The organism is Buttiauxella agrestis (assembly GCF_900446255.1).
Classification (GTDB): Bacteria; Pseudomonadota; Gammaproteobacteria; order Enterobacterales; family Enterobacteriaceae; genus Buttiauxella; species Buttiauxella agrestis.
The window spans coordinates 1-10,985 of sequence record NZ_UIGI01000003.1; the positions used below are offsets into that span (position 1 = coordinate 1).

Annotated in this window: 11 protein-coding genes; 7 read left to right on the forward strand and 4 right to left on the reverse strand. The window is 53.2% G+C overall.

Features of this window, described 5'->3' with window-relative positions; all coding sequences use genetic code 11:
- The first annotated feature begins 1,330 nt into the window (after positions 1-1,330).
- A complete protein-coding gene (locus DY231_RS25055; RefSeq protein ID WP_256682750.1) occupies positions 1,331-1,489 on the forward strand; it encodes a hypothetical protein in 159 nt (52 codons plus the stop codon).
- A 25-nt stretch (positions 1,490-1,514) separates the two neighbouring features.
- Here the strand turns inward: DY231_RS25055 and DY231_RS25060 are convergent, their stop codons facing one another.
- Positions 1,515-1,904 carry a hypothetical protein gene (locus DY231_RS25060; RefSeq protein ID WP_115632193.1) on the reverse strand — a complete coding sequence of 130 codons (390 nt, stop codon included), beginning with the start codon at positions 1,902-1,904 and terminating at the stop codon, positions 1,515-1,517.
- Between the two features lie 285 nt (positions 1,905-2,189).
- Between DY231_RS25060 and DY231_RS25065 the strand changes: the two genes are divergently transcribed.
- From DY231_RS25065 to DY231_RS25090, 6 genes are all read left to right on the forward strand, one after another.
- Positions 2,190-3,014, forward strand: a complete 825-nt coding sequence (locus DY231_RS25065; RefSeq protein ID WP_147295676.1) for a helix-turn-helix domain-containing protein — start codon at positions 2,190-2,192, stop codon at positions 3,012-3,014.
- Positions 3,014-3,454, forward strand: a complete 441-nt coding sequence (locus DY231_RS25070; protein WP_115632195.1) for a hypothetical protein — start codon at positions 3,014-3,016, stop codon at positions 3,452-3,454. The genes DY231_RS25065 and DY231_RS25070 overlap by 1 nt, the downstream gene beginning before the upstream one ends.
- Positions 3,445-3,885, forward strand: a complete 441-nt coding sequence (locus DY231_RS25075; protein WP_115632196.1) for a hypothetical protein — start codon at positions 3,445-3,447, stop codon at positions 3,883-3,885. Before DY231_RS25070 ends, DY231_RS25075 begins: the two co-directional genes overlap by 10 nt.
- A gap of 100 nt (positions 3,886-3,985) precedes the next feature.
- Positions 3,986-7,186 (forward strand): DUF927 domain-containing protein, encoded by a 3,201-nt coding sequence (locus tag DY231_RS25080; protein WP_115632197.1) that lies wholly within the window; start codon positions 3,986-3,988, stop codon positions 7,184-7,186.
- Positions 7,183-7,941, forward strand: a complete 759-nt coding sequence (locus DY231_RS25085) for a hypothetical protein (protein WP_115632198.1) — start codon at positions 7,183-7,185, stop codon at positions 7,939-7,941. Before DY231_RS25080 ends, DY231_RS25085 begins: the two co-directional genes overlap by 4 nt.
- 870 nt (positions 7,942-8,811) lie before the next feature.
- A complete protein-coding gene (locus tag DY231_RS25090) occupies positions 8,812-9,432 on the forward strand; it encodes a recombinase family protein (RefSeq protein WP_115632199.1) in 621 nt (206 codons plus the stop codon).
- A gap of 394 nt (positions 9,433-9,826) precedes the next feature.
- Here DY231_RS25090 and DY231_RS25095 read toward each other — a convergent pair whose 3' ends face one another.
- Genes DY231_RS25095 through DY231_RS25540 form a run of 3 tightly spaced genes read right to left on the reverse strand, consistent with a single transcriptional unit; the run spans position 9,827 to position 10,953 of the window.
- On the reverse strand, positions 9,827-10,372 hold the full coding sequence (locus tag DY231_RS25095; protein ID WP_115632200.1) for a YjaZ family protein: 546 nt from the start codon (positions 10,370-10,372) through the stop codon (positions 9,827-9,829).
- A gap of 3 nt (positions 10,373-10,375) precedes the next feature.
- Positions 10,376-10,639 carry a hypothetical protein gene (locus tag DY231_RS25535; protein ID WP_256682751.1) on the reverse strand — a complete coding sequence of 88 codons (264 nt, stop codon included), beginning with the start codon at positions 10,637-10,639 and terminating at the stop codon, positions 10,376-10,378.
- Positions 10,630-10,953, reverse strand: a complete 324-nt coding sequence (locus DY231_RS25540) for a hypothetical protein (protein WP_256682752.1) — start codon at positions 10,951-10,953, stop codon at positions 10,630-10,632. Before DY231_RS25540 ends, DY231_RS25535 begins: the two co-directional genes overlap by 10 nt.
- Positions 10,954-10,985: the final 32 nt, after the last annotated feature.

Here is a 10,985-nt window from a genome sequence, read left to right on the forward strand (position 1 = left end):
TGAACCACTATTTTTTACTGTTGGTGGTGGCGCTATCGGTAGTGGCAGTGGTGGCAGTGGTAACTTCGCCATTTCATTCTCCAAAATTATTTAATATACGGCTATTTTAAGTGTTTTTTCTTTTAAAACAATGACTTGTATGTTGTATTGCTCGTGACTGTAATGTTGCCTATCAACTTATAGACACCTTGTGAATATGCATTTATTACATCTCAATTCATGAGTTGTAATAAATACAGCATGTGGGGGTTGTTATTCAATGAGTTATGACAGGTTTCTGTGCTCGCTGTGCTGAATGTGCTGAGTGTGCTGAATGTGCTCGCGGTGCTGAATGGGGATGCAAGGGGCAGGGCAATAATTTCCGACAGCCATTTGATGCAAATCGACAGACCTACTCATAGCGCCCTGTGTGCGATTTTCCGCAGTTTTTATGATTATGGTGCGGCCTTGGGCTAGGAAGTGGCTTGGTGCTTGCCTGAGCGCGCCTGAGGTGGCTTGATGGCTATTTGTGGATGTTGATGATTGCTTAGTCGTACACGTTGCCCAAAATAAGGCATTAAAAACTCATTGTTCAAAGGATCTTCTTGAGATCCTTTTTCTGTACGCGTAATCTCTTGCGCAGAAACGAAAAAACCCGCCGAAGCGGGTTTTAACGCCAGAACCTTGAGCTACCAACTCTTGGAACTGGTAGGTAACTGAATCCATAGCGGGAGACAGTCACCGAGTAATTGAACCTTGGCGGGAACAATTACCAAATTTGTCTGAACAGTTTAGCCGTGTTTTACGGATAACTTCAAGTCAAAACCATCACTCTACTTTCTCCCGCACTGATTCCGTTACCAATGGCTGCCGCCAGTGGCGATTTTTCGCGCCTGTCAGGGTTGGAATCAAGTGACCAGTTACCTGTATATGGCGCGGCAGTCGGACTAAACGGGGAGTTCGTGCATATAGTCCAGCTTGGAGCGAACCGCCTAAAACGAGCCGAGAACCCGCAGTGTAAGCTATGAGAAAGCGCCACACATCCAGCAGGAGAAAGGCGGAAAGGGTTTCGGTAAACGTCATGGTGGGAACAAGAGAGCGCACGAGGGAGCGACCTGTCGGAAACGGTGGGGATCTTTAAGTCTTGTCGGGTTTCGCCCGTACTGTCAGATTCATGGTTGAGCTTTTAGCTCCCACAGATGCACCGAAAAAGCGTCTGTTTATGTGAACTCTGGCAGGAGGGCGAAGCCTATGGAAAAACGCCCCGGGCGGGGCTTTCCTTCCCCGTCTTTGCCTTGTCTTCCGGGCATTCTCAAAGGAGCTGCTATGCGGAAACCAACGAAAAAAAAAAGTGACTGTGAAAAAACGTTTCTGGCATCCCGCTGTTATGGAAAATCTGATGCGACAGGCGCAGGCGGAAGATTACCGCCGGGAACAGATGGCAGCGCTTGAGCATTCTGCCGTGTCTCATCTTGTCGATTTGGATCAGGACACCACTGATTTACGTTGATTCGCCCGTTTCCGTCTTGCCGCTGTTACTTAAATTGCCACCATCGCTTTTTGTGGGCTGGATTGGGCAGCGCTAAAAGCTGTGTTGATAGTCCATCCACTTTCGCTGTCAGCGTTGTGACGTTCTCCGAAAGCTGCTTGTTTTGTTCCCGCAATGCTGTGATCTGATTCAGTAACTCTGTGACGTATTCCGGTGGCGTTTCTGCTGTGCCTTTTTTATGTGACGCCGTGGATACCTTGTTGTGCGGCTGCTGTGACAACTCCCCGTAGACCCGGATAAGTTCGGATGTGTCTATTTTCGTCACCCCCTTATCATCCTTATGGGCTGAGAGCTTGCCAGACGTGATATCTCGGTACACTGTCCGCCTTGTTAATCCAACTAAACCCGCCGCTTTTGCAACGCCAATCAGCGCCATGTGATCCCCTTATTTTTGCCCGTTAATGGATTTGTGACACCGTAGCGTTTAACCCGCCTGTTTTAACCCGAATTACCAACCGTTTCACACCTGCTGGTTTAGAATACACCCTAAACAAGCATTGTGTGTTGTCACACATTTACGACCCATCGTAAAACGAAAATTTACCGCCCGTTCACGTTGCGTTTCCCCTGTTCTGTTTCTAGTCTCTCAAAAAGTCCCCCATTACAAAAGGCACGGCAGCGCATGACGGCAGACCCGACACAACCGACCCGGGCGGAAACTGTGACGACACTGCGACAGCAGGGATTAAAACAGCGTGAGGCAGCGGAATTGCTGGGCGTGTCCGTGTCTGTTGTCAAAAAATTCTGGAATCAGTCACACCATGAGAATGTGATACGGGGCCGCCCGCGCGTTTCAGATGCCAGGTTGTTAGAAATCACTCTGAGCGAGGGGAAAGGCCCGGGCGCGATTGCTGCCACGCTGGGGATCAGTCTGGCGACGACGCACCGCCGCATTAACGAGCTAAAACAAAACCCGTTTCATTACTGGACGCTGACCCGCTTTCCCGTCATGCAAAAGGAGGAACCCGTGAACGTCACGTTAACTGTCACCATTTTGACGGGCTGGCGCGAGGAACGCCGCATTCGTCGCAGCACGTCACACAGCGCACTGTGTGAGGTTGTCACCTGTGGTGATGCCGCCGCAGAGCTGGCCCCCGGGGATTTAATCGAATTACGCACCCGGGAAAGCGACTGGCCCGCGCTGCCGGAGCTGCCCGCCGTCGGGGCCGAGCTGGCGCTGATGATCCGCAGCACCCCGGCGCAGCGTGGTTTAAAGGCGAAAACATTTCGAGCTATCACCGGAAAGCTCCCGGTGTACTGGTACACCCTGATCCCCCGGGCCGGGATGTCAGCAAGGCCGCAGCCTGCTGTATTCCGCTACATGGCAGCCGTCAGACCCCATAACCGGGAGGCATTGACGGACGTCGCAGCCCGGCTTTCCCTGCTGGCCCGGGATGAATACAGCGGCAAAACGGAACACCTGAACGCCGTCAGCCTGTGCGTTGACCTGCTGCAATCCCGCGCCAATAAAACAGGGCGCAACTGATGACCGGGCCGCGTTATCTGCCCGCAGCGGAGGCCCGCCGGGCGTATTCCACTGTTTATCGGGCGCTGAGTACGGAGGCCGCGACGTTGCATTTTTTGGCGCTGTTTAGCGCTGGCGAGGATATACGGCCCGCAGATTTTTTAACGCTACAGCAGGAAAGCCGCCTGAAAAAATACATGGAGCTGACCACCGCGCCGCAGCGGGAAAATCTGGACGTGTTGATGCGTTACTACAGCCTGTTGCGCCTCGCCCGGTTTATGGAGCAGGACAACAATCACCTGTTACCGCCGGAGGCGCTGCCGCCCGATATGCGGACAATGCTGCTGTATTACTGGCCCGACCGGGAAGCTATCACCACCGCCGCGCATGATCTGCTTGCGGCCCTGAGTGACGATGAAATCACCGAATGGGAAAACAGCGGGGGGATTTTATGTCTGTAACGTTCGATGCCAGCGGCAACATTATCAGCAACGGTAAAACCACCCGCGACGACAGGAAGTTAAAGCCCGGGGAGCTGGTAGAGAAAACCACGAAGGGCGAGTTTCGGCTGATGCGTGAATACGGGGCGCTGAAAAATAACGACCATGAAAGCGTGATTTTTTACGCCGCAGACGTCGCGACAATGAACCTTGCCGCCGCCGTGGATGCGACCCGGCAAGCCAACTGGCCCGCGTTTTTTTCTGCCCTTACCGGGAAAAAAGGCAGCACCATTCCCGGAAAAAATGAAATCGCGATAGCAAAACTGGCACTGGAGCTGTGCGCCCGTTATCCGCAACCCTCCCGGGCTGAAAATATGCTGGCTTTGAGTTCCGATGAACTGGAGCGCATCAGGCAGGAACTGGACGGCGACGATCCGCCACCGGATAAATAAAAACATTCCGCATCCCGTCCTGCCCCAAACCCGCATATTACGCGGGTTTGTATTTTCAGCCGGGCGGTAAATCAGCGAGCGATTGACAGGACATAAAAAAATGACCGGATTAGACCAGGTAAAGCAGTGGCATGAATCCGGCGGCGACAGCGCATTCCGGGCCGCGCTGGAGCTGCCCACGCAGGACAACAAAGAAACCCGTTGCCCGATGTGTGACAAGAAAAAATTCAAGCTTAAACCGCGTGGTCTGCCGTCTGCGTATTACGTTTGCACCTGTTCGGCGGGCGTGAAAGGGTTTTCATTCATCGACCTGTTTATCCGTCACCCACTGGGCATGGGCCGCGGCCCGCAGCATATTGCCAGCGATGCCGATTTGCTGGAGGCTGCCCGGCGCATCGATGGCCTGTTTGCCATTGGCGCATTTGAGGGCGCAAAACCGGAAACCCCGGCGGAACGGCAGGCGCGGGAACGGCTTAATGCCGCGCTGAAAGCAGAGCGCGAGGAAGCGGAAGCGCGTGACGATGCGGAGCACATCGCGCAGTCACGCGCCACGGCGCAGAACATCGCGCAGGGCGTCATTGATGGCGAATGCGCCTACATGAAGCGCAAGGGGCTGCTGAATAAAACCCGGGTTTTTACCGCTGATGTGTATCACCCGGACAGCGTGGATTTATGGGCGCAGGCGGGCGACGGGGCGATCCCGTATTACGATTACGACGAACACGGGGAGCCGTGTTTACGTTACTGGCAGTGCCTGCCGTCGAACCCGAAACGCGCCAAAAGCATGACCCGCCACGCCGCCACCCGGGGCGCGTTTGCCGTGGCAGCCTGCCCGCCGGAATGGGAGAGCATTATTATTTGTGAGGGCTGGGCGACCGCCGTCAGTGTGGCGCTTGCGATGCCGGAATGTTTTGTCGTGGCGGCGGTCAGTTGCTACAACCTTGCCGCCGTGGCGGATGCAATGGCGGAGCGCTGGCCCGGTATCCCGTTAATTTTTGCCGCCGATAATGACTACAAAGACCCGCAGAAAGCAGAGAGCTACCATAACGGCGAGCTGAAAGAAAACGCCGGGGTGAAGTACGCGAAAGCCGCCGCCGCCGTGGTGGGCGGCATAGTGATTTACCCGCAGCCGCTGGACGGAAAGAAAACGGATTTTGACGATTACCGGCGGGCTGTGGGCGTCAGCGCCATGCGCGAATTTATCCGCACGCAGTTACAGCGGGCGAAACAGAAAACCCCTGCCGGGATGCCGGATGCGCCAGAACGCCCCGCCACTGTTCCCGTCACGCAGCCGCCACCGGGCGGAATGGCCGCGCTCAATTATCCGAAGCTGGACGTTATCCCGTACTGTGTCGAAACCGGCAGCGGGAAAACCGCCATTGTCCCCGAAACCTATAACTACACGTTCGGCGTCAGCCATATTTACCGCCGCTACTACCCTGATGACGGCCCGGAAATTACGCACGCGCTCAATGAGCCGTATGTATGCCAGCACCAGCGCGGGCCGCTGGTTATATGGATTTTGCATCATCCCGTTACCGACCGGAAAGCCACGGCGATAAAAGCCAATAACCCGGTTGTTTTGTGCCGTGGGCTGTCTGTGACGGGCGTGGGCGAGCTGGACGGGGTTGCGTATATCACGTTGCAAAACGACGCCACCGGGCAGCGCTGGACGCTGGCCCTGTCTGCTGTGTACGCCAATTTGCGCACCGCCCTGATAACCGTTACCGGGTTTGCCCCGTCTGACCGGGAGGCCATCGGGTTTATTGCGCTGATGATTGACCACCTTGCGGCCCGCGCCCCGCGTCTGACGTATTCCACGCAATCGGGCTGGCAGCAGAACGCAGCCGGGCGGGTTTATCTGTCTGCCAGCGGGGAAACATGGGGGCGTCACGACGACGATTTTCAGTTAATAGAAACCAGCACCCTACGCGGCATTTTCACCACGGCAGGCACGCTGGAGGGCTGGCAACAGACGGTTGCCGGGCCTGCCCGGGGGAATCATTCGGTTATGTGGATGATCGGGATTGCTATCAATGCGGGTTTTTACCCGTTCCGCGACAGTGACGCCGTAAGCGACAAGGCCACGCATATTGCGCATTTTTACGCGGAATCGACCGGGGGCAAAACGTCAGCCATGAAAGCCGCCGCGTCAGTCTGGGGGCGTCCTGATGCCGGGAATTTTGACTCATGGAATGCGACCGCGCACGGCCTGCCCCACAAAGGCCGCCGCCACCATCACGGCGTGATGTTTCTCGATGAACTGCAAAATTTCGCGATGGGGAAAACGGCGGGGATCAGGGCAAAAACGCTGGGTACAGAATTATCCGCGATGCTGATGATTCTGCAAAACGGCAGTATCAGAACCACCGCCACCCCGATAAATGACGGGGTAAACGTCCGGGCGTTCCGTTCGCTGGTTATCAGCAACGGTGAACGGTCATTAGAACAGCAAATCATTGAATGGGGCGGCAGCGCGGCGGGCGGTTTACAGGCCCGTATGCTGGATTATCCGTTTTTACCGTTACAGGCGCTGAACGGTATCCCGCCCGGGCTGACAGATGAAACCCGGTTTGCAGCACTGGCGGAAAATATCGAGGCCGCCGCGATGCAACATTACGGGCATGTTGCGCGGGCGGTCATGGAAATGATTGCCACCGACCCCGCTTGCCTGTCGGAATACCGCCGGGAGGCCGCCGCGTTTCTGGCGTGGATACATGAACAATATCCCGACCGTGACCGGGTATTATCCCGGGCCATCGAGCTGCACACGACCACGTTTGCCGCCCTTGCCGTCACGCGGCATTTAACGGGCTGGACGCTGGAAGGAATCGTTGAAGCCGCCGCGCAGCAGTTACAGGCATGGATTGAGAACCGGGGCAGCGGCAGCCGCAGCGAATCCCTGTTTATCAATCGTCTGGTTTACAGCCTGCTGGCGGGCGGTTCGTACCCGCATCACCTGAGCGCGATACAGGAGCAAAAGCGGTATTACAACGGCTACCGGATAGGCGCGGAGGATGAAATGGGCCGGGATATCACCCCGAAACCCGGCGACGTTTACGCCGTCACCAGTGAAACGTTAAAAACGCTGTCTGAGGGCATGACAAGAAAACAGCGCCTGAATGCGCTGACCGCCGCCGGGATGCTGACGAAAGATGATGCCGGAAAGGATATCGCCACGATTCAACATATAACCGTAGGCCGGGATAACGCAGGCGGGCGGCGGTATTCACACAACGTTTTAAAAATCATCCTGCCTGATGCGGACACCATCGCCCGGGCAATGGAGGCCGCACAATGAAAAACGGCGAACAGGACACCCGCGCGGCCCTTGAGGCGTCATGGTTGCGCATTCAGGAACAGAACGGCGAGGCCGAAAAGGCGCGGGCCACGGCTGAAAAACACCAGACGGAACAGCGGGCGATTGCGGCCCTGATTGCGCACGCTGAATCACCGCACGGCTACCGGGAATATTACGCCGCCCTGAGAGGGGCGCAGAACACCGCAGCGGGCCTGTCTGTCATTCTGGCCCGGGAGGGTAAACGGGCCTATGATGCCGCCGCCCGGGCGGCTAATGAGCATTACACTCTGTTAGCGGCAAAGATGCCGGAAGTGTATCAGCGGGCGGAGCTGGCCCGCGTGGCGAGGTTTGACCCACGGCGGAACAGTGACGCCGACCGGGCCACGATCAACAATGCGACCGCCGCCATACAGGCCGCTATTGAACAGTACCGCCGCGCCGGGCTGCTGAATTTTATTGAAGGTTCAATGATAGGCGTGATCGCCTCGCTTGAAGTCGGGCGTGTGACTGAAAGCATTTACCGCCTGTTTTCCGGCGAGGCTGCCGGGCTGATTGATGATCACTACCGGGAAGGCTTGCCGCTTGAAACACCGCAGGCCATCGCCGCCCGTTCAATCTGGCATAACACCCCCGCCGCTGTTCCCGTCACGCTGCTGACCATCCAGCGGACGCAGATGTATTACCCGGAAACGGATGAATACGGCGATATCATTTGCCTGAATCCCCTGAGCGAAATCGCCCGCCGTTCGTCCTGAATTTCCCCCGGCCCCCGGGTTTTAAAGAACCCCTTTTTAACTCCGCCCTACGGAAAGAAAACCCGGGCCGGGTTAATGCGTCCTGTTCGTCGCCTGAAAATTTCCCCGAATTGATCGCCTATTTCACCCCGGCTGTATTACCGGGCAGCGGATTTAATTCGGCTAAAGTGTTTCAATCCTGTTACAAGTAGCCCAAAACGGCCCCCATGATTCGCTTTTTTCGGCCATGATTCGCATTGATTCGTTTTTGTTTTTTGAAAACCAACTCAAGATTTAACATTTTATTTATTTGTTTTTATTAAGTTTTATAAAGAAAAAAATAAATTAAACCCGTTATGATTCGCATGATTCGCTTTTTTACCAACATTCCCCTCGTGTGTACGCACACATTTTCCCTGCCCCGTTGTGGTGTGTCGTTTGTGTGTGTACAGGGGGGGAGTTATATGTGAAAAAAAAGCGAATCAAGCGAATCAAGAACTGACTAAATCAATATTAATCAACGTGATAGCCACAAAAAAAAGCGAATCAAAAAACGAATCAATGCGAATCATGAGCGACAAAAAGCGAATCAAAAAACAGTGAATATATATAAATCAAACAGATAGGTATAAAAAAAGCGAATCATAAACCCCGGCAGCGCCATCATTCCGGCTAATAATTCCGCCAGAACCTGCCGCCCGTTCCCGTCCTGCCATGCTGTTACCGGGCTGGCGGCGCACACTGTGGTATCACCCGGGGAAATGGGGCGCGGGGCTGGTCTGTTTTGGGTATACCTTTAGGAAACCACCTGTAACAGTTCACTTTGATTTTTTATTGAAACCCAAAATGAACCGGTTTAGCATTTAGACCTAAACTAAACCGGAGCGAAACATGAGTTACGTACACGCCTATCTGAGAGCCTCGACCGAAGAACAGGACGCGAACCGCGCCCGTAAATCCCTGGAGGATTTTGCCGCCGCCAATAACACCCGCATCGCGGGCTGGTACGTGGAACAGGAAAGCGGGGCGAAACTGGCCCGCCCGGAATTATTCCGCCTGCTGGACAACACGCAGCCGGGCGACGTGTTGTTACTGGAACAGATTGACCGCCTGAGCCGTCTGAATGCTGAGGACTGGGATAAATTGCGCGGACTGATTACGGCTAAAGGCGTGCGCATTGTGTCGCTGGATATGCCCACATCACACACCTTTCTGACCGTCGCGGACGAATTTACCGCTCGCATGATGGGGGCGATTAACGGGATGATGCTGGATATGCTGGCAGCGATAGCCCGCAAGGATTACACCGATCGCCGCCGCCGTCAGGCTGAGGGCATCGTGAAAGCGAAAGCCGCAGGGCGCTATAAGCCGCGCACGGTAGACCTGAACAAACAGGGCGCGATTATCAGCATGTTGCGCGACGGAAAATCATACGGAACGATTGAGAAGGCATTAGGCGTAAGCCGGGCAACGATTGCCAAAGCATCAAAGGTGATGAGAACAGAAGAGTAGTGATTTTGAAATAAAAACAATTAACTATGTTTTTTCTATTGTAGTGAAATCATGGCGAATCGTAAAAAAGTAATGTGTTTTATAAAGCAACTCGGTGTTTGAGTTGTTTTATATATGACTCTTGCCTTTTTGAATTCAACTGGTTACTTATGGTTTCTGTACTCATAGTGCTCCATGTTACTCAAAGCATTACATTGAATCGGTGGTGCTGAATTGCGTAATTGGTTTTGTTATATTGTATACGTCGTAGCGACTGACCGGATGAGATTGAGCGCTACCCAGCAGGGCAAATCTTGTTCCTGTGTTCGCGCAAGGCGAACCTAAGCGAAAGCTAGTGGTGTCCGGAACGATTACCAAAGAAATAGAAAAAAGGCACCTTTCAGGTGCTTTTTTTTCATCTTCTAGTCGCCAGAGGCTTCCCACAAAATACCCTGCCGCATAACCCTACAAAACCAATTCGCCCTAGTAAGGACGGAGGCCCGTACCCTCGATCTTCAGGATAGGCACTCTCGATGACAATATTCAAATCTTGTAGGTGTTTCTCATCACGCGAGGCGCGTCTTATTTCAAAAAATAAGTGGTATGGCCCCTCAGGATCATCAATTGTAATGGAGTAGGCCCAGTTTCTCTTTGCCGATGTTTGATACACCTTTTCTGCTGGATCGCATAGACGGTTGATAATCTCAGGCAATGCCAAAGACAATCTATATCTAATTGGGCAAAACGTTCTCCCATTCCCGCTATGGTCGTAAATTATCGGTTCTCCTATTGGGTGATAAAAGGATTCATAACCTTTTGTAAAACAATGGTTTGTGAATCTTACGTGTACTTTTAATACCTTTTTAGCCATATCGCTATTTACGTGCATAATGAATGGCTCAAGGTGAGTGAAATCGTACTCTTCCCCAGATATTTCTAACGTTGGGAAATAGCTAGCCATGAATTACTCCCATTTAGCGCCAACCTCCTGCATACGGCCCACTAATGCGTTGTACCTTTCATCTTTTTCCTTACCTTCGTATAACTCTTTAATGACAGTCAGCGGGTTAAGCAAAATCACATATTGAAATTCACCTGATGTGCCAGGCTTTGTAGTTATGAAACCTAAATCTCTTAGTTTTCTCATCCTCCCTGTCCATGTGGTAACTGCTCGCTGTCCACTAAAACCAGCTTCATAAGCAAACCCATCTTTATCCCTTATTTCCACAAAGCCTTCATCAAATACTCTGCACCAAAGAGCCAGATATGTTGGGACAATGGCAGGCCCGTTCCTCCGAGGTAATCGAGGATTCGACTGATATATGTCAGCGTTCTTGGCACTGTGGTATACCCGTCATGCTCATGGCGATTCCATACCTTGAGTTGTTCAAGTTCGTCTCCCCATAGCTCTTCTAACAAGGTTTTCCTTTTTGCTGAAAGAGTTCTCCTTCCTGACTTTTTCGCTCTTTCTGAACCACTATTTTTTACTGTTGGTGGTGGCGCTATCGGTAGTGGCAGTGGTGGCAGTGGTAACTTCGCCATTTCATTCTCCAAAATTATTTAATATACGGCTA